Annotated in this window: 16 protein-coding genes; 14 read left to right on the forward strand and 2 right to left on the reverse strand. The window is 62.0% G+C overall.

Translation table 11 applies throughout. The features are described 5' to 3' along the window. Positions 1-11 precede the first annotated feature (11 nt). The 5 genes from MJ602_RS05175 (at position 12) to rfbC (ending at position 5,502) form a co-directional block, all read left to right on the forward strand. Entirely contained in the window at positions 12-1,997 is a 1,986-nt protein-coding gene (locus MJ602_RS05175) for an SDR family oxidoreductase (RefSeq protein WP_162017462.1), read from the forward strand. A gap of 91 nt (positions 1,998-2,088) precedes the next feature. Further along, complete coding sequence (rfbB, locus tag MJ602_RS05180) at positions 2,089-3,162, forward strand: dTDP-glucose 4,6-dehydratase (protein ID WP_243019785.1); 1,074 nt, start codon at positions 2,089-2,091, stop codon at positions 3,160-3,162. A 2-nt stretch (positions 3,163-3,164) separates the two neighbouring features. Continuing rightward, positions 3,165-4,055 (forward strand): dTDP-4-dehydrorhamnose reductase, encoded by an 891-nt coding sequence (gene rfbD / locus MJ602_RS05185; protein ID WP_243019786.1) that lies wholly within the window; start codon positions 3,165-3,167, stop codon positions 4,053-4,055. Positions 4,056-4,069: 14 nt separating this feature from the next. Beyond that, a complete protein-coding gene (gene rfbA / locus MJ602_RS05190) occupies positions 4,070-4,954 on the forward strand; it encodes a glucose-1-phosphate thymidylyltransferase RfbA (RefSeq protein ID WP_243019788.1) in 885 nt (294 codons plus the stop codon). Further along, the gene (gene rfbC, locus MJ602_RS05195) at positions 4,954-5,502 is read left to right on the forward strand and encodes a dTDP-4-dehydrorhamnose 3,5-epimerase (protein WP_243019790.1); all 549 of its coding nucleotides are present in this window, start codon (positions 4,954-4,956) and stop codon (positions 5,500-5,502) included. The genes rfbA and rfbC overlap by 1 nt, the downstream gene beginning before the upstream one ends. Before the next feature lie 68 nt (positions 5,503-5,570). Here rfbC and MJ602_RS05200 read toward each other — a convergent pair whose 3' ends face one another. Both MJ602_RS05200 and MJ602_RS05205 read right to left on the reverse strand, forming a co-directional pair. Then, positions 5,571-7,961: a DUF7657 domain-containing protein gene (locus MJ602_RS05200; RefSeq protein ID WP_243019792.1), complete on the reverse strand. Its 2,391-nt coding sequence runs from the start codon at positions 7,959-7,961 to the stop codon at positions 5,571-5,573. Positions 7,962-8,092: 131 nt separating this feature from the next. Continuing rightward, positions 8,093-9,976 carry a hypothetical protein gene (locus tag MJ602_RS05205; RefSeq protein ID WP_243019794.1) on the reverse strand — a complete coding sequence of 628 codons (1,884 nt, stop codon included), beginning with the start codon at positions 9,974-9,976 and terminating at the stop codon, positions 8,093-8,095. 152 nt (positions 9,977-10,128) lie between these two features. Between MJ602_RS05205 and gspE the strand changes: the two genes are divergently transcribed. Genes gspE through gspM form a run of 9 tightly spaced genes read left to right on the forward strand, consistent with a single transcriptional unit; the run spans position 10,129 to position 17,829 of the window. Then, the gene (gene gspE, locus MJ602_RS05210) at positions 10,129-11,859 is read left to right on the forward strand and encodes a type II secretion system ATPase GspE (RefSeq protein WP_243019796.1); all 1,731 of its coding nucleotides are present in this window, start codon (positions 10,129-10,131) and stop codon (positions 11,857-11,859) included. Continuing rightward, on the forward strand, positions 11,852-13,108 hold the full coding sequence (locus MJ602_RS05215; protein ID WP_243019798.1) for a type II secretion system F family protein: 1,257 nt from the start codon (positions 11,852-11,854) through the stop codon (positions 13,106-13,108). The genes gspE and MJ602_RS05215 overlap by 8 nt, the downstream gene beginning before the upstream one ends. 28 nt (positions 13,109-13,136) lie before the next feature. After that, positions 13,137-13,583: a type II secretion system major pseudopilin GspG gene (gene gspG / locus MJ602_RS05220; RefSeq protein ID WP_243019800.1), complete on the forward strand. Its 447-nt coding sequence runs from the start codon at positions 13,137-13,139 to the stop codon at positions 13,581-13,583. A 23-nt stretch (positions 13,584-13,606) separates the two neighbouring features. Then, a complete protein-coding gene (locus MJ602_RS05225; protein WP_243019801.1) occupies positions 13,607-14,056 on the forward strand; it encodes a pilus assembly FimT family protein in 450 nt (149 codons plus the stop codon). Then, positions 14,053-14,472 carry a type IV pilus modification PilV family protein gene (locus MJ602_RS05230; protein ID WP_279235810.1) on the forward strand — a complete coding sequence of 140 codons (420 nt, stop codon included), beginning with the start codon at positions 14,053-14,055 and terminating at the stop codon, positions 14,470-14,472. Before MJ602_RS05225 ends, MJ602_RS05230 begins: the two co-directional genes overlap by 4 nt. Beyond that, positions 14,469-15,146, forward strand: a complete 678-nt coding sequence (locus MJ602_RS05235) for a prepilin-type N-terminal cleavage/methylation domain-containing protein (protein ID WP_279235811.1) — start codon at positions 14,469-14,471, stop codon at positions 15,144-15,146. The genes MJ602_RS05230 and MJ602_RS05235 overlap by 4 nt, the downstream gene beginning before the upstream one ends. A 53-nt stretch (positions 15,147-15,199) precedes the next feature. Continuing rightward, positions 15,200-15,997 carry a type II secretion system protein GspK gene (locus tag MJ602_RS16800; RefSeq protein ID WP_243019804.1) on the forward strand — a complete coding sequence of 266 codons (798 nt, stop codon included), beginning with the start codon at positions 15,200-15,202 and terminating at the stop codon, positions 15,995-15,997. A gap of 30 nt (positions 15,998-16,027) precedes the next feature. Then, positions 16,028-17,284, forward strand: coding sequence for a PilN domain-containing protein (locus tag MJ602_RS05245; protein ID WP_243019805.1), 1,257 nt, complete (start codon positions 16,028-16,030; stop codon positions 17,282-17,284). Then, entirely contained in the window at positions 17,281-17,829 is a 549-nt protein-coding gene (gspM, locus tag MJ602_RS05250; RefSeq protein ID WP_243019807.1) for a type II secretion system protein GspM, read from the forward strand. Before MJ602_RS05245 ends, gspM begins: the two co-directional genes overlap by 4 nt. The last annotated feature ends 495 nt before the right edge of the window (positions 17,830-18,324 follow it).

Raw genomic sequence — 18,324 nt, forward strand, 5'->3', positions numbered from 1 at the left:
GAGTCTTGAGCATGCAGTATTTCGTGACAGGAGCCACAGGGTTCATCGGCAAGCGTCTGGTCAAAAAACTCCTGGAGCGCAAGGGCACCGTGGTGTACTTCCTGCTGCGCAAGGAGAGCGCGGACAAGGTGGCCGAACTGCGCAGCTATTGGGGCGTGAGCGCCGCGCGAGCTGTTCCGGTGTTTGGTGACCTCAAGAGCAAGAAATTGGGCGTGGCGGCCGAGGACGTGAAAAAGCTCAAGGGCCAGATCGACCATTTCCATCACCTGGCGGCGGTGTACGACCTGTCTGCCGACACTGAAAGCCAGGTGGCCGTCAACGTGGAAGGCACGCGCAACACGGTGGAGTTTGCCCGCGCCATCGATGCCGGGCATTTCCACCATGTGTCGTCCATCGCCGCAGCGGGTCTGTACGAAGGTGTCTTCCGCGAAGACATGTTCGATGAGGCCGAGGGGCTGGACCACCCCTACTTCATGACCAAGCACGAGAGCGAAAAGATCGTGCGCCAGGAATGCAAGATGCCCTGGACGGTCTATCGCCCCGCCATGGTGGTGGGCGACAGCCAAACCGGCGAGATGGACAAGATCGACGGGCCGTACTACTTCTTCAAGCTCATCCAGCGCATCCGCCAGATCCTGCCGCCCTGGATGCCTTCCGTGGGCCTGGAAGGCGGGCGCGTGAACATCGTGCCGGTGGACTTCGTGGTCAACGCGATCAACGTGATCAGCCACCAGGCTTCCATTGGCAAGAAGTGCTTCCACCTGGTGGACCCGGTAGGCTACCGTGTGGGTGATGTGCTCGATATCTTCTCGCGTGCTGCCCATGCGCCGCGCATGAACCTGTTCGTCAATGCGGCCTTGCTGGGCTTCATTCCCAAGGGCATCAAGAAGAGCCTCATGGCCATTGCGCCCGTGCGCCGTGTGCGCAATGCCGTGCTCAAGGACCTGGGCCTGCCCGAGGACATGCTCACCTTTGTGAACTACCCCACGCGCTTTGACTGCCGCGAGACGCTGGCGGCGCTCAAGGGCTCAGGCGTTTCCTGCCCCAGCCTGAACGACTATGCCTGGCGCATCTGGGACTACTGGGAGCGCCACCTGGACCCCGAGCTGTTCATCGACCGCTCGCTCAAGGGCACGGTGGCGGGCAAGGTGGTGCTGGTCACGGGGGGCTCGTCGGGCATTGGCCTGGCCACGGCGCACAAGTTTGCCGAGGCGGGCGCCACCACCATCATCTGCGGACGCGACCAGGACAAGCTCGACGCCGCCTGCCAGGAAGCCAAGGACAAGGGCCATGCGTTCATCGCCTACGCCGTGGACATTGCCGACATGCAGGACTGTGACCGCTTCGTGCAGCAACTCGTTGCCGACCACGGCGGGGTGGACTTCCTGATCAACAATGCGGGCCGCTCGATCCGCCGCGCCATCGAGAGCAGCTACGACCGCTTCCACGACTATGAGCGCACCATGCAGCTCAACTACTTTGGCTGCCTGCGTGTGACCATGGGGTTGCTGCCTGCCATGGTGGAAAAGCGCAAGGGCCACATCGTCAACATCAGCTCCATCGGCGTGCTGACCAATGCCCCGCGCTTCTCGGCCTACGTGGCCAGCAAGGCGGCGCTGGATGCCTGGACGCGCTGCGCCTCCAGCGAATTCGCCGACCAGGGCATCACCTTCACCACCATCAACATGCCGCTGGTGCGCACGCCCATGATCGCGCCCACGCAGATCTACAACAACGTGCCCACGCTCAGCCCCGAGGAGGCGGCCGACATGGTGGCGCAGGCCTGCATCTTCAAGCCGGTGCGCATCGCCACGCGCCTGGGCATCCTGGGCCAGGTAATGCATGCCCTGGTGCCGCGTGTGGCGCAGATCGGCATGAACGCCAGTTTCCGCATGTTCCCCGATTCGTCCGCGGCCAAGGGAGAGAAGGGCGCCAAGCCGCAGCTGTCGGCGGAAGCCGTTGCGCTGCAGCAGATGATGCGCGGCATTCACTTCTGAGCGTCACGCCCAGGGCTGGCGGTTACGAGCAGCAACAAGGTGCGGTGGGATAATCCGAAACTTTGCCCTCGGCACATTTTTGGTTCATCCCATGATCCTCGTCACCGGAGGCGCCGGTTTCATCGGCGCCAACTTCGTACTCGACTGGCTTGCCGGCAACCCGGAGGGCGTCGTCAACCTCGACAAGCTCACCTATGCCGGCAACCTGCACAACCTGGCCAGCCTGCAGGGCGATGCGCGCCATGTCTTCGTGCAGGGCGACATCGGTGACCGCACCCTGGTCGATGGCCTGCTGGCGCAGTACCAGCCGCGTGCCATCGTCAACTTTGCGGCCGAATCGCATGTGGATCGCTCCATCCACGGCCCCGAGGACTTCATCCAGACCAACGTGGTCGGCACTTTCAGGCTTTTGGAGGCAGCAAGGCACTACTGGCAAGCGCTGGATGCTACAAAAAAAGAAGCATTTCGCTTCCTGCACGTGAGCACCGACGAGGTGTACGGCACCCTGGCACCCGATGCGCCCGCGTTCACCGAAACGCACAACTGCGAGCCCAACAGCCCCTACAGCGCCAGCAAAGCCGCCAGCGACCACCTCGTGCGCGCCTGGCACCACACCTATGGCATGCCGGTCCTCACGACCAACTGCAGCAACAACTACGGGCCATACCACTTCCCGGAAAAGCTCATCCCGCTGATGATCGTCAACGCCCTGGCCGGCAAACCCCTGCCGGTGTACGGCGACGGCATGCAGATCCGGGACTGGCTCTACGTCAAGGACCACTGCAGCGCCATCCGGCGGGTGCTGGAGGCCGGGACTGTGGGCGAAACCTACAACGTCGGCGGCTGGAACGAGAAGCCCAACATCGACATCGTGAACACGGTCTGCGCCCTGCTGGACGAGTTGCGCCCGCGTGCCGACGGCCAGAGCTACCGCAGCCAGATCACCTACGTGAAGGACCGCCCCGGCCACGACCGGCGCTATGCCATCGATGCGCGCAAGATCGAGCGTGAGCTGGGCTGGAAACCTGCCGAGACCTTCGACACCGGCATCCGCAAGACCGTGCAGTGGTACCTGGACCACCCCGACTGGGTGGCGCAGGTGCAAAGCGGCGCCTACCGCGACTGGGTGGCCAAGCAGTACGAGGGCGAGGGCAGCGTCGCATGAGCATGAACATCCTCCTGCTCGGAAAAGGCGGCCAGGTCGGTTGGGAGCTGCAGCGCAGCCTCAGCGTGCTGGGCCAGGTCACGGCGCTGGATTTCGACAGCCAAGCGCATTGCGGTGACTTTGCCAACCCCGAGGGCGTGCGCGACACCGTGCGCCAGCTGCGCCCTCAGGTCATCGTCAACGCCGCCGCCCACACCGCCGTGGACAAGGCCGAGAGCGAACCAGAATTCGCGCGCCTGCTCAACGCCACCACCCCCGGCCTCGTGGCCGAGGAGGCCGCGCGCCTGGGTGCCTGGCTGGTGCACTACAGCACCGACTATGTGTTCGACGGCAGCGGTACCCGGCCTTGGGTCGAAACCGACACGCCCGCACCACTGTCGGTGTACGGTGCCACCAAGCTGGAAGGCGAGCAACGCATCCAGCAATCGGGTTGCCAGCATTTGATTCTGCGCACCAGCTGGGTCTATGCCGCACGCGGCGGCAACTTTGCCAAGACCATGCTGCGCCTGGGCCAGGAGCGCGAACGCCTCACCGTCATCGACGACCAGTGGGGTGCGCCCACGGGGGCCGACCTGCTCGCCGACGTCACGGCCCACGCCATCCGTCACCTGCAGCACCGACCGCAGGACGGCGGCCTGTACCACTGCGTGGCGGCGGGTGAGACCACTTGGCATTCTTATGCGAAATTCGTTCTGGAGCACGCCAGCAAAGCGCAGCAAGCTATAAAAATCATAGCAAAAGAAGTCGCGCCTGTGCCCACCAGTGCCTTCCCCACGCCCGCCAAGCGCCCGCACAACTCGCGGCTGGCTACCGCCAAGCTGCAAACCACCTTCGGCCTGCAGTTGCCGCACTGGCAAACCGGCGTGGCGCGCATGCTCGCCGAAATCCTCTGACCTCCCCCATGACCATGACAGCACGCAAAGGCATCATCCTCGCTGGCGGCTCCGGCACGCGCCTGCACCCCGCCACGCTGGCCATCAGCAAGCAGTTGCTGCCGGTGTACGACAAACCGATGATCTACTACCCGCTCAGCACGCTCATGCTGGCGGGCATCCGCGAGATCCTGGTCATCAGCACGCCGCAGGACACCCCGCGCTTTGCACAGTTGCTGGGCGACGGCAGCCAGTGGGGCATCAGCCTGCAATACGCCGTGCAGCCCAGTCCCGACGGGCTGGCGCAGGCGTTCCTGATCGGCGAGTCGTTTGTGGGTGACGCACCCAGCGCCCTGGTGCTGGGCGACAACATCTTTTACGGCCACCAATTCCACGAGCTGCTGGCCAACGCCCATGGCCGCAGTACTGGCGCCAGCGTGTTCGCCTACCACGTACACGACCCCGAACGCTATGGCGTGGCGGAGTTCGACGCGCAGGGCAAGGTGCTCTCGCTCGAAGAAAAGCCCCCGGTGCCCAAAAGCAACTACGCCGTCACCGGCCTGTACTTTTACGACAACCAGGTGGTGGAGCTCGCCAAGAGCCTGAAGCCCAGCCCGCGCGGCGAGTTGGAGATCACCGACCTCAACCGCCTGTACCTGGAGCAGGGCCAGCTCAACGTTGAGATCATGGGGCGGGGCTACGCCTGGCTGGACACCGGCACGCACGAAAGCCTGCTCGAAGCCAGCCAGTTCATCGCCACGCTGGAACACCGCCAGGGCCTGAAGATCGCCTGCCCCGAGGAAATCGCCTGGCGCAGCCGCTGGATTGGCGACGAACAGCTCCAGCGCCTGGCCCAGCCACTGGCCAAGAACGGCTACGGCCAATACCTGCAGCGCCTGCTGAAAGAGACGGTGTACTGATGAAAGCGACCCGGTTGTCCATCCCCGAGGTGGTGCTGATCGAACCCAAGGTGTTCGGCGACGCGCGCGGTTTCTTCTTCGAGAGCTTCAATCAGAAAGCCTTCAACGAAGCCACAGGCACCAACCACCAGTTTGTGCAGGACAACCACAGCCGCTCCAGCCGGGGCGTGTTGCGCGGCCTGCACTACCAGATCCAGCAGCCCCAAGGCAAGCTGGTGCGCGTGGCGCGCGGTGCCGTGTTCGATGTGGCCGTGGACATCCGTCGCAGCTCGCCCACCTTCGGGCAATGGGTGGGCGCGGAACTGACTGAGGACAACCAGCACCAGCTCTGGGTGCCGCCCGGCTTCGCCCATGGCTTCGTGGTACTCAGCGAGTCGGCAGACTTCCTCTACAAGACCACCGATTACTACGCGCCGCAGCATGAGCGTTGCATTGTGTGGAACGATCCTTCCCTTGGGATTGAGTGGCCCGGCCTGGCCTTGCCACCCGCTTTATCGGGTAAAGACGCCGCAGGATTGTCATTGCAGCTCGCTGAATTGTTCGCTTGAGGCGCGTCCGTCGGGGTTTACTCGAATTTCCGCAGCGCTGGTCGCATTCGCTGAATGAGAATTTCTTTTCAAGGGTTTTTGCCTGGCCGAACCTTGAACACTGTCCAGTCAGGGCCTGAGCCTGCGTGCTCCAGACTTGCGTTGCGTGACAACAGTGCGCTGTCCGCAGGTCCGGCGATTACGGTGTGCACCTTGAGCCGGTTGAAATCAAAGTGGTCCGGGTCCAACGTCAACACCACCTCGTCCAGTCGGGGGGTGTGGATGCGGTATGCGGTTGTTTCCGAGGGCAGGGCCTGCACCCGCAGGAACAACCGCTGGTAGCGGTTGTGCAGTGCAGCGTGTTCACCTGTGGGGTCCAGATCCTTCCACAGCGTGCGGGGCGGATGGTAGTGCACGCTGTTCAGCACCGGCACTCCTGCTGCGGGCAGAAGCATGGACCAGGCACGCTCTCCCACCACAGCGGTCATGGCGCGGGGGGCGGTATGGCTCTCCTGGAGCGACGCAGACAATGCTGGGTCAAGCGCAATTCTTGTGGGCGCGTGGACCAATGGGTTGAATGGTAGCGAGGTGGAGAGGGTCCAGAGGCAGAAAAGAAAAGCCAGCAGGCCATATTGGCGTACGATAAGCAGATAGCCGAGCCCTCCCCAACCCAGGCATGAAATCCACACCATCGGGGGAGGGATCTCCATAGCAATCAAGGTCGGCAGCTTTTGGAACAGGTACCAACCCAATGCGGCAGTTAAAACTCCTATGGCTATTGCGAGGTTCTTGATGGGTGGGGCTGAGGCGAGGGAGACGTCTGGGCGAGCATGCACAACCCATCCGATGGTCAGCACCTGGGCAAGTGCCAGTGCAATATCTATCCGGTAGGTGGGGACCATGCCCCAGAGAGAGAGGCGTGCCACAGTGGCGTCCATTCCCATGAACAGATAGAGGAACGCAAGAGCGGTATAACCCAGCAGCGCGATTCCGATGGTATCCAATTTGCGGCGGTGCCACCACGCGAGCAGTGCACATACTGTGGTGGGGATGAAGAGAAAGATGAAGGAGCCGGCATCGCTGGGATTCATCAATGGAGATGGTCCATACATGGTAGCGGGGCTCATCAAACCCTTGATCAGGAACCACGGATCGATGTCACCGCCTGCCCCCGTCGTGCGTCGCCCGGGATAGACGGTCTCGCGCACCCAGTGCACGGCTTCCTGGGCATCCAACCACCAGGATCCCAGCAGGAACACGGTCATGCCCAGCGAGGCCGCTAGGCCTGCCCATTGGGCTGATTGGAACCGGAGGATGCTGCGTTGTTGCCAGAGCCACGCCAGCGCCAGAGGAGCAAGCAGATAGGCAAGGGCGATCTGCCACGCAGGATAAAGCGTCAGGACGTAACCCGTGAGCGCGGTTCCCAGTAGCCCTCCCCAGGCTAGGCCGTTGGCCATGCGTTGAGAGTGCAGCACCCTTTCCATGGCCACCATGCAGAGTAAAGGGAAAAAGACGGTGTATGCGGGCCATCCCGAGAAGCCAACCGAATAGGGAGCCAGGGCCAGGCTGGCGGACCAGCCAGCCGCCTGCCGCCAGTCCATGGCGAAAAAGCGCTGCAGAAGAAGCCAGACGGCAGTGAAGCAGGCGAAGAAAGGAAACCACCAATACCATGCCAACGCATAGCGCAGATCGAACAGAAAGAATCCCCATGTGGCGGGCTTGGCCAGTGAGGAAATGTGCCAGACAGGCACCCCTGTCATGCCAATCACCATCATGTTCTGGCCATCGGCTCCGTAATGGCGGTTCACCATGGGAAAGGGAGGGGTGTGTGTGGACTGGCTGATGGCCATGGGCGTGATCACTTCCCATTCATCACTGCGGATTGGGCGAAGATCGCCCAGCCACCGGGCCGTATCACTTTGGGCAATACGTGCCTCGTGAAGCAGCAGCGGCAGCGAGGAGCCTGTGGTGCCGGTGGCCACCAGGATGGAAAACGAAAAAAGTACGGTGAGTCCGAACAGAGAGGGGGCATAGGTTGCAACCCAGGGGCGTGGTGACCAGGCGGCTATCCGTGAGAGAGTCAGAAGGGCCAGCAAGGGAGCCAGGATGGCGGCCAGGAGCATCAGCATGATGCCTCTGGAGGGTGGCGTCTGCCCCGTGATCTGGATGGACTGGGTCGCTTTCGTTGCCGACAGCAAGAACTCGATGCCGTTGCTCAGGCGTATCCAGACGGCGATGGGCTGTTCGCCGGATGGAAGAGAGGTAGGCAAGCCCACCTGAACCTGGAAGCCAGAGGGGAGCCAGTCATTGCGGCCCGTGTTGGCCACCACATCGGGACGTTCGATGGGCAGCATGCGCCCGCGGTAGACCGTTGCAGCGCCCACATCGATTCGGGCGCTTGTGACAAAAACATTCGGCTGAGTCGACCCGGCCCAGCCACTGACGAACAGTTCATGCGTTGCAGGCAGATAACGCACCACATCGAGGGCGCCCTGGCCTGGGGCTTGCTGGGCCCAGGCCCATGGGCATAGAAGCAGCAAAGCCAGGAATTTCAGGGCACGGTGTATGCCAACTCTGCAGAAGCGCATGTGGTCAGTGGGAATGAAAAGTCCTAAGGATTGATAAGGCGGAGGAGGGGCGTGCCGGAATTCTGCGTGGCCAGTTCCCGAAAGGCGCCGAGCAACTGGTCGGAGCCAAATTGCGGATTCCGCTCGTCGATGGAGAACATATTCTCCACCGCGTGGCTGGGTCTGCCTGGCCAGTCCGATTCGAGAAAGAAAGACAGAAACTGTGCACCGCGCTGCCGGTGGTCCATCAATGCGTGGTGTAGATCCTGTGCTGCCATGGGGCGCAGGGGGTGGAATTCGGTAATGCCATAGTGTTGCTGCCGTGTCCGTGCAAGCCAGTCAAACAGGGTGATGCCGTGGGTCGGACCGCCATACAGGCTGACGCCGGGCTTCAGGAGTGCTGATGCTTGGAGAGATGCGTCAATGGCGAACTTCTCTGCGTCCCAACTGGGGTTGGTCATGGGCATGATCTGGTGCGCATAGGTCGGAACCTTGGCCAAGCATGAGCGCTTCACCACACGCGCGAAGTGTTCAAGGTAATGTTGAACCTGCCGTCCACGGAACTCATGCCACAGCGGCGCCAATGGATTGAAATAGTAGGTCGACTGGTCTACGGGAGTGTCGATGTGCGCGCGGGTGGTTGGGCGAATTGCTGCGAAGGCCGGCAGCGGCTTCATGGGCAAGGAAGTGGTGCGGGCCGGATCCTTGTCTCGGATGGAGATATGCCGTGTACCCAGGTGGACGAGCCGGTCTGGCGCTTCTTCCAGGGCCACATCAATGCGGTGGACTCCCGGGGGCAGGGAGGTAAAGTCCATATCGAAACGCCAACCCACATCGGCCGATCCAAACTCCGGAAGGGCGGCGACCACGTCCTGGCGCCCCAGGTTGGCGCGCACCCGGCCCAGGTGTTCGCCATTGCGGTAGATGTGTATCCAGGCCGGATTGTGGCCCCCCAGAATCCGTGCCCAGCCGGATACCGGCAAAGATCCGTGGGCATAAGAGTCCATGTGTTCCTGTCGGCGGCGCAGGGGTTGCGTGCGGATATCACGGGATGGGGGGAACACTTCGGCAAAGTCCGCGTAGTCAGCGGCCAGGGCCTCATTCATTTTGCCGATATCGCCAAAGCGCTTTGCCAGGAAATGCCGAAAACCCTCTTGGGAAACCTGGCTGTAGTCTGAAACGAGGTAGGGTGTAGCGAAGCCCATGCCGGTTTCAAACTTCGGGAACAGGTGGTGCACTTCGCCCAAGAGCGTGATACCCCGGATTTTCTCCCGATGCGCAGGTTGCAGCAGGCACAGCTCCTGAAGGATGGCTTCAACGGCCTGGGTGCGGCGATGGGTGATGCCGTTATCGATTCGGGCCACGCTCCAGGGAAAGATCGGCAGCGTGTAATAGCTGTCGGCGGGCAGTGGGCCTTCGGGGGTCGAGGCCAGATTGGCGGGGGATTGCGCCAATGTCTGCTCTATAGGGGCGTGGACGCCGAAGTGGGTCGAAAATAGATAGAGGATGGCAGGGCGGTCGGTGTCGCGCAAAGTGCGCACATAGCGCTGCACCGCTCCCTGGTTGATGACCCATTCATCTGCTTTTTTGTCAAATAGGCGTAACAACGGTATCTGCAGTGTGTAGCCTAGTTCGTAGGATGGTTTCAGGGGCTGATCGGGCTTGAAAGACCGTGCGAGCGTGGACTCGACCAGACGTGCGGCCGAGCCTTGAGTGCCATCACAACCGGGCGCTACGAGAGCGTGTGGCTCCTGGGACGAACTTGCCCGTGGCAGGATGCACGGGTCGGTCAGGTTCATCATGGGGGCCAGTAGCAGGGGCGGCGGCGCCGAGAGCCGCTGGATAGACTCCCAGATGGCCAGCGGGAGCGTTACGATGGCCAGCATGCCAAATGTGATGGACAGAAGTTGACGAGAGCTGGCGTGCATGGGCTGATGGGGGTTGCGGAGAATAGCAGCGGTTGCCAGAAGGAGGCGACAAAGTCTAACGTACCCTCCTGCGGCTGGGGCCATCTGGTCTGCGTGTCGCTATGATTGCGTGCCCATGCCGTCGCACGGTGGCAATGTCAGCTTCTCTTTTCATGACCGAACTCTTTAGCGCACAAGCCGTACCTGTACAACCTGCCGAGCCCTCGGGCCGTCTGCGCATAGGTGAGTTGCTGGTGCGCGCCGGCAAACTCAGTGCGCGCGACCTGGAGCGTGCCCTTGCTGCGCAGCAGGAAATGGGGAGCATGCTCGGGCGGGTGCTGGTGCGGTTGGGGCTGGTTTCCGAGCTGGACGTGGTGCATGCGTTGTCCAGCCAGTTGGCCGTGCCTTTGGTGGCAGCGGATGCCTTTCCGGATTTCATGCCGGAGGTGCCTGGCCTGCTCCCAGGGTTCTTGCATGCCAATGCGGTATATCCGCTGGGCATACAGGATGGCCTGCTGGATGTGGTCATGGCCGTTCCACAGGATGCCTTTGTCATCAAGGCCCTTCGCCTGGCCACCGGATTGCAGGTCCGGCCCCATATAGGAACAGACTCCGATATAGAGAAGGCCCTCACGCAGCCCATGGAAGATGCCGTGGTAGAGGAGGACGCAGAGGGGCTGGGCGACGGTGATGCGGGTGATTTTGTCGAACACCTCAAGGATCTGGCCAGCGAGGCTCCTGTCATCCGCCTGGTCAATACGATCATTGGCCGCGTGATCGACCTTCGTGCTTCCGACATCCATCTGGAGCCCTTTGACGACGGCTTGCATGTGCGTTACCGGGTCGATGGCGTGATTCATGCGGGGGAGATCGTGCCGCCGCGCCATAGTGCGGCGGTGAACTCCCGGGTCAAGCTGCTGGCCCATCTGGACATTGCCGAGCGGCGTTTGCCGCAGGATGGACGCATCAAGACCCGTGTCAAGGGACGGGAGCTTGATTTGCGTGTTTCCACTGTGCCCACGGTGCATGGTGAAAGCGTGGTCATGCGGGTGCTCGATCGCGCCAGTGTGCGTTTTGGGCTGGAAGAGATGGGCTTTGCTCCGGATACGCTGGAACGCTTCAATACCTTGCTGGTGCGGCCCCATGGAATCCTACTCGTCACCGGACCTACTGGCTCTGGCAAGACCACCACGCTCTATGCGGCCTTGTCGAAGCTGAATGCGGAGACGCAGAAAATCATCACGGTTGAGGATCCGGTAGAGTACCAGCTGGAGGGAATCAATCAGATTCAGGTGCATTCGCAAATCAATCTGACATTTGCCAATGCGTTGCGGTCCATCCTGCGGCAGGATCCCGACATCATCATGATCGGCGAAATGCGCGATGGCGAAACTGCGCAGATCGCTGTGCAATCGGCACTGACAGGGCATCTGGTGTTGTCCACATTGCATACCAACACGGCGGCCGGAGCGGTGATCCGCATGCAGGACATGGGGGTCGAGCGTTATCTCATCACCTCGGCGGTCAATGGTGTGTTGGCGCAGCGGCTGGTGCGAACCCTGTGCAGCCATTGCAAGGAACCTTACGAGCCCTCGGCCGAGGTGCGAGAGCGTACAGGGCTGGCTCGTTTCTGCCCGCCTGAGCAGCCCATCTATCGGGCCCGTGGCTGCGAACATTGCCGCCAGTCTGGCTATCGGGGGCGCACGGGTATCCATGAATTGCTGGTGCTCGATGAGCCCATGCGCAAGGCCATCATGGATGGGAGGGATGCCAATGCGCTCAATGCGGTGGCCGCAGAGGGCGGCATGCTCAGCCTGCACGAGGATGGGCTGCGCAAGGTGGCTGCGGGTCATACCTGTCTGGAAGAGCTGGCCCGGGTGACGCAGGACCAGAGCGATGCCTGAGTTCACCTGGCGCGCCGCCTCGACATCGGGGCAGATGGTCGATGGTCGCCTGAGCGCCGCCACGCAGGCCCTGGCCATGAAGCAATTGCGCGAGCAGGGGCTGACGCCTCTGTACATCGAGGATGTGCTCAGTGCCGGCGCGCTGTCGCAGGCCACGGGCAAAGGCGCCGCGCAACTGATGGCGGGTGCGCCGCAGGGGCGCGCAGGCAAGGGGCCGGTGAAACAGGCCGATGTTCTGGCGTTCACCTCCGAACTGGCCATAATGCTGCGTGCTGGTCTGGCGCTCGACAATTCCTTGCGTGTGCTCATCGACATGAGCTACAAGCCATCGGTCACCACATTGCTGCAGGGCGTGCTCGATGCCGTCAAGGGCGGGACGCCGCTCAGCCGTGCGCTGGCCCAGAATAAAGATCTGTTTGGCGACTTCTACGTCAATATGGTTCGTTCAGGTGAGGCCAGCGGGCAGATGGCGACCGTGCTGACGCGCCTCGTGGAGCATATGGAGCGCCAGCGTGCGCTGCGTGACAGCGTAGTTTCGGCCACCATCTATCCCGCCATTCTGCTGGGCGTGGCGGTTTTGTCGCTGGTGGCTATGCTGGGCTTCGTGGTTCCACAGTTCGAAAAAATGTTCATGGATATGGGGGATGCATTGCCATTGCCCACGCGCGTGATCATGGAACTAGGGCATCTTTTTTCCAGTTACGGCCTGCCCATCAGCATGGGGCTGCTGGTGGCTGGTGCGTCGGTTTTCCGGTGGCTCAAGACGCCGGCAGGGCGGCATTGGTGGCAATCGCGCCTGCTGCGACTGCCCTTCATGGGTCGTCTGGCGCTCAAATACCAGTTGACGCTGTTTTCCCGCTCGCTGGGCACCCTGCTTGGCAATGGCGTGCCCATGCTTGCAGCCTTGAACATCGCCACGGAAACTGTGGGCAACACGGTGTTGCAGCAGTCGCTGGCACGTGTCGTTCCTATCGTGAAGGAGGGCGGTAAGGTGGTCCAGGCCATTTCGGCCGCGGGCATCTTCGAGCCACTGGCCATCAACCTCATCCGCGTGGGCGAGGAAACAGGCCGTGTCGGCCCGATGATGTTGGAATTGGCTGCCATATTGAACCGTGAGGTGGAAATAGGTATCAAACGCCTCCTTACACTGGTCGAACCGATCCTCATCTTGGTTCTCGGGCTTCTGATCGCCGCCATCATCATTTCCATTCTGATGGGCATTCTGTCGATCAATGACCTTGCCGCATAACATGTCTCAATTGAAGGAGTTTTCTCCCATGGCACCTTTTCGTGCAGCCTCTGTCCGCAGTGTCGCCCGCCGTGCCCGCGGCTTCACCTTGATCGAATTGCTGGTGGTTCTGGCCATCCTCACGCTGCTGGCGGGGCTGGTCGGCCCGGCCGTGATGAACAAATTTGGTAGTGCCAAGGTCAAGGCGGCAGGCATTCAGATTGCCGATTTTGATAAAACCCTGGAGGTGTTCAAGCTGGATGTGGGTCGCTATCCCACCACCGAAGAGGGGCTGGATGCGTTGATCAAGCGCCCAGCCAGCGCCAACGGCTGGGCCGGTCCGTACATCAAGGGGGAGTTGCCCAAGGATCCCTGGGGCAATCCCTATCGCTACGTCAATCCGGGCTCCCAGGGGGGCATGGAGATTCTGTCTCTGGGTGCCGATGGTGCTCCCGGCGGTGAAGGCGAGGCGGCCGATATCCGGAACAAGCACTGAGCAAGGCAGAAGGTTAGGGCACTATGCGGCGTGAGCGGGGCTTTACGCTGGTTGAGCTCCTGGTGGTTTTTGCCATTATGGCGCTGGTGGTCGGCCTGGCTCCGATGGCATTTGGTCGCCTGCGGGATTCAGCGCAATACCGCGATGCAGTGCGGACGATTGTTTCCGAACTGCGGACCGCGCGCCACCAGGCCATGACGGGGCGTGGCGATGTGCGCTTTGTAGTAGACCTGGGCCATCGGACCTATGGGATCGACGGCGGGGCGCGGCATGCCATCCCCGAAGCCGTGCAACTGGGGGTAACGGTGGCGGATGTCGAAATGCGCTCGGGCGTGGCGGCGATCCGGTTTCTGTCCGACGGCGGTACTACGGGCGGAAGCGTGGATGTCGTGCGCGCCGCTTCTGGCTCAGGGGTGCGGTTGCGTGTGGACTGGCTTTCGGGTCGCGTGATCCAGACCCCCCTAGCGCCATGACCTCCTCTCTGCGTTCCCGGATGCGGGGCATGTCCTTGCTGGAATTGCTCGTCGCCTTTTCCATTCTGTCCCTGAGCCTGGGTGTCCTTTACAAGGCTATTGGAGGCAGTGCGCGCAATGTGGCCGATGCCGAGCGTTACCAGCGTGCCGTGTTGCTGGGCGAATCGCTATTGGCTGTGCGTGATGCCGTCACGGCCGAGGGCTGGTCGGAAGAAGGGCAATCCGCTGGGTATGCATGGAGCGTGCGCAGTGCTCCGCTGGAAACGGAGGCGGGTCGGCGCAACCCTGGCGCGCCCGTTCTGCACCAGGTGGACATCCGTATCGACTGGATTGGCGAACGCGACGCGATACGCTCGCTCCATCTGAGTACTTTGCGCCCACAGCGGAAGCCCCTGGTCGCTGGAGGCGCTCGATGAGCTCATTGGCGAGCAGGCATGGAGGGGGTATTCGTGGATTTACCCTGGTGGAAATGCTCGTGGCGATGGCCTTGCTGTCCCTGCTCATGCTGGGCATGGTGTCCGCGCTGCGGACCATGGCGCAGACTGAGGAGCGCATGGATCTCCGATCGGAGCGCGCGGACGAGATCCGCATTGCCAATGGATTCTTGCGCGCCACTCTCGGAAGGGTTTCCATGCGGCGGATGAAAGAGGTGCAGCGCGAGGGCGACACGCCCTATTTTTTCACTGGACAGGCCAATGCCGTGGCCTGGGTGGGCATCATGCCCGCGCGGCATGGTGCTGGCGGACGTTACTTTTTCCGTCTGGCGCTTGAAGCCGCCCAAGAAGACCCGTCCGCACTCGTCATCCGGTTTGTGCCCTGGAATGGTGGTGGTTTGCCGCTCGATTGGAGCCAGGCAGAAAGCCGGGTGTTGGCAAACAGGGTCAAGTCCTTGGTCCTTGGCTACGAGGACAGTCGCCAGCCAGCTCCAACATGGATTTCGAATTGGAGCCGTGTCGATAGCCTGCCTTCGCGTATTCGGATTGATGTTGAGACATGGGATGGCGCCTGGCCCCTGTGGGTGATCGTCATGCGTGCCTTGCCGTCCAGCGAACGCTCGGGTGGTGGTGCTTTCTCCTCGGGGACCGATTGACCATGCGACCGCGCTCAGAACCAAGGGCGATCGGGGGCATCGCGCTCGTGGCCGTGCTTTGGATCATTGCCGCGCTCGCCATCGTGGTCGGAGGCGTGCAGCTGTCCGTGCGCAGTGAGTTGCGTATCGTGGGTGCCTCGCGCCAGACCGTCGAGTCCGTGGCGCTGGGCGAAGCCGCCGTCATGCTGGCCTTGCAGGACATGGTGGCGGTTGGTGAGCGTCTGACGAGGCAGGTGGTGCGTGAGTACGGCTATCTTGGAAAAACAATCCCTGTCGAAATCACCCCTTTGAATGGTTTGATCGACATCAACCGTGCCTCCGAGCTCTTGCTGGCCAGCATGTATGCCGTTGGCGGCGGGCTTTCACCCCAGGTGGCCACGGACCTGGCCGGCGCTACGGTCCAGGCGCGCACCCGGCGCGACATCTTTGGTCGTGAGCAGGGCTTTGAGGCCATCCAGGACCTGTTACAAGTGCCAGGAGTGAACTACGACCTGTATGCTAGACTTTCGCCGCTCATGACCGTTGAGGCACAGGGTAGCGGCAAGGTCAACCCCCTTGCGGCTCCGGAAGAAGTGCTCGTGGTCCTTGCTGGAGGAAATGTTTCACATGCCCAGGCTATTCGGTCGCGCCGAGACGCCGGAGCAGGACCCAGCGAAATAGACACCACTGTCCTGAATGGTGAATTCATCAGCGTATCCGCCACCACCCGCTACCGCATCCACGCCCGCGTGGCATCTTCCGATGGCGGAGGTGTTGCGGTAGTGCGGTTTGTGGATTTGAGGCCAGACAGTGTGTCGGGTATGCCGTGGCGAATTTTCAACGCTGAACACTGGATGATCGCACCGCGCTGAACGTGCGGCAGAACACAGACAATGCCCTCAATGTCCACCTCCCCGCAGCTATTCGGTCTTGACTTGGCCGAGTTCTGGTCCGATTTCCGGGCTACTTGGCAACGCGCGCACCATTGGCCCCTGCTGGCGTGGCTGACGCCGGATGTACCGGTGCGGGTATTGCGGGCGGACGGTACCGAGGCCGTTTGGGATGGCGTGCGGCTGGTGGGAATGGACCATGCTCCTTCAACCCAATTCGTTGCCATCGAAATACCCGCCGATAGCCTGCTGCATCGCTCGCTGAGCCTGCCGACCATGGCGGACGCACAAGTCGCGCAGGCGGTGGCGCTGGAGATTTCCACCGTCAGCCCATTTCCCGCTGCCGATCTGGTGTGGGGTCTTGTGGTGCATGTGCGCCCGGAGGGTGGGCTGCTGGTAGACGCCGTACTTGCTTCGCGCAAGCAGGTGCAGGGCTTTCTTGAGCAACAGCAGGAGCGTCTGAAAGACGGTGTGCCGGAAGTTTGGGCATTTTCCGGAGCAGGCACCCCCATTGCCTTTGCTGGCTGGGGGGAGGTCCGCCGAGCCCGGCATGCCGCACTGCGTCGGCGTATCGGTTATGGCTTGGTGCTAGGAGCGTTGCTGCTGGTGGGGGCCATGGCAGTGACGCCCATAGCGCAGTTACGACTGCGTGCCATCGAGGCTGCGGTCGGGTACTCGGAACTTCAGAGCCGTGCCATGCCTGTGGTGGCCCAGCGGGAAGCATTCATGCAGGCCATTGAGCGCATGGGTCTGTTGCGTGAGGTTCTGTCTGAACAGGCCGATGGCATTCGCCTGCTGGAAGTACTGACACAAGTGTTGCCTGACGATACATCGCTGCAGAGCATGGAGGTCAAGGGGCTTAAGGTTCGAATCACCGGACTGACGGCCAATGCCGCGGTTCTCATGCAGCAACTGGGCTTGCAGTCCGGTTTCAAGGATGTGCGTGCGCCCGTGGCGGCAGTGCGCAATCCAGGGGCCTCCCTGGATAGCTTCAATATCGAATTTCAGCTTGACCCTGCGGTGTGGTCTGTCGCGGGTGCGAGTGTTGTGCAAGCCGTGGCATCTAGTGGCGCGGTGACGCCTGTTATCCCGGCTGCATTGGTTCCGGCGGCGTCCGTTTCAGGAACGGCGCCAACTGCGCCTGCGGCAGCCAGTTCTCCCACACCTGCCGCCGACAGTGCCAGCGCACCCCGCAAGAGCAGGTTTTCATCGGGTTCTGAAACCCCTCGGCCAGCGCCCATCAGTACCCCAAGCAAGGCACAGCCATGAAGAAAATCGCACGCCGCGACCTGGCAGTCGTGCTTGCCACGCTGGGCTTGGTTTTGATGCCCTTGATCCTCGTCGGGGGGTATCTGTATAACAAGCACCAGTGGGCGACGCAGCGCATCATGGAGGTGGAGCCTCGCCATGCACGGCTGAGTGGCCTGATGGCCCACAAGGACAGCCTTGCCCTTGCCCAGACCCAGGCGGTGGACCGTTTGGCGCAATACCTGCACCCGGCAGGACAGGATGCCAACCAAGTGGGCAATGATGTTCAGCAACGCATTCGCAGTGTGCTGAGCACGGCGGGCCTGTCGATCGTCAGCACCCAGGTGCTGGCAGCCAAGGAAGAAATGAGTTTTGAGCGTATTCCCCTGGCAGTACGGGCAGAAGGGGACATGATGGCCGTGCAGTTGGCTCTGGCGGCTCTGGATGAACAGAAGCCCGCCATCCTCACCGAAGGATTCGTCCTTCAGGCCGCCGCCGCTCCTGTGAAAGGCGTGCAGAAACTCGCAGTCCAATTGAATTTGGTGATTCTGAGAGGCAAGCCATGAAGCGGCACGCGCTTGCTTTGCTATGTGTGATCAATGCCCTGCTGGCTGTGGGCCTCGCGGCCCTGTGGTTCCAGCCCGATGGCACCTTGCGCAACGCGCACTGGCAGCCCCCGGAACCTGTGACTGCCGATTACCTTGCCATGGTGCCCTCGTTGCCCGCCCGCAAGCCGGTGGAAACAGGGCGCCTCATGGCAATGCTTGAGCGCCCCCTGTTTTCTTCCACTCGCAGACCACCGCCTCCAGCGGCATCGGAAGTGCCAGTACCCGCTGACAATTTGAGCACGGCGCGATTGCTGGGCGTTTTCGAAGGTGCACAGACCAGCGGCGCCATCCTTCAGGTGGCAGGCAAAAATCGCCGGGTCCGGCTGAATGAAGCCGTGGATGGCTGGGTGCTTCAGTCGGTCCAGAGGCGTGCAGTCACCTTTGTCAGCGGTGATCAAACGCGCACCCTGTCATTGGTACGGGCGTCCGTGAACACCAGTCCGTCAACCACGG

It is taken from the genome of Simplicispira sedimenti, from assembly GCF_022760965.1.
GTDB classification, from domain to species: Bacteria; Pseudomonadota; Gammaproteobacteria; order Burkholderiales; family Burkholderiaceae_C; genus Simplicispira; species Simplicispira sedimenti.

What these genes read in the sequence shown, in the direction of transcription:
- MJ602_RS05175 (WP_162017462.1), top strand. Translation starts at nt 12, where the DNA reads ATGCAGTATTTCGTGACAGGAGCCACAGGGTTCATCGGCAAGCGTCTG.
- rfbB (WP_243019785.1), top strand. Translation starts at nt 2,089, where the DNA reads ATGATCCTCGTCACCGGAGGCGCCGGTTTCATCGGCGCCAACTTCGTA.
- rfbD (WP_243019786.1), top strand. Translation starts at nt 3,165, where the DNA reads ATGAACATCCTCCTGCTCGGAAAAGGCGGCCAGGTCGGTTGGGAGCTG.
- rfbA (WP_243019788.1), top strand. Translation starts at nt 4,070, where the DNA reads ATGACAGCACGCAAAGGCATCATCCTCGCTGGCGGCTCCGGCACGCGC.
- rfbC (WP_243019790.1), top strand. Translation starts at nt 4,954, where the DNA reads ATGAAAGCGACCCGGTTGTCCATCCCCGAGGTGGTGCTGATCGAACCC.
- MJ602_RS05205 (WP_243019794.1), bottom strand. Translation starts at nt 9,976, where the DNA reads ATGCACGCCAGCTCTCGTCAACTTCTGTCCATCACATTTGGCATGCTG.
- gspE (WP_243019796.1), top strand. Translation starts at nt 10,129, where the DNA reads ATGACCGAACTCTTTAGCGCACAAGCCGTACCTGTACAACCTGCCGAG.
- MJ602_RS05215 (WP_243019798.1), top strand. Translation starts at nt 11,852, where the DNA reads ATGCCTGAGTTCACCTGGCGCGCCGCCTCGACATCGGGGCAGATGGTC.
- gspG (WP_243019800.1), top strand. Translation starts at nt 13,137, where the DNA reads ATGGCACCTTTTCGTGCAGCCTCTGTCCGCAGTGTCGCCCGCCGTGCC.
- MJ602_RS05225 (WP_243019801.1), top strand. Translation starts at nt 13,607, where the DNA reads ATGCGGCGTGAGCGGGGCTTTACGCTGGTTGAGCTCCTGGTGGTTTTT.
- MJ602_RS05230 (WP_279235810.1), top strand. Translation starts at nt 14,053, where the DNA reads ATGACCTCCTCTCTGCGTTCCCGGATGCGGGGCATGTCCTTGCTGGAA.
- MJ602_RS05235 (WP_279235811.1), top strand. Translation starts at nt 14,469, where the DNA reads ATGAGCTCATTGGCGAGCAGGCATGGAGGGGGTATTCGTGGATTTACC.
- MJ602_RS05245 (WP_243019805.1), top strand. Translation starts at nt 16,028, where the DNA reads ATGTCCACCTCCCCGCAGCTATTCGGTCTTGACTTGGCCGAGTTCTGG.
- gspM (WP_243019807.1), top strand. Translation starts at nt 17,281, where the DNA reads ATGAAGAAAATCGCACGCCGCGACCTGGCAGTCGTGCTTGCCACGCTG.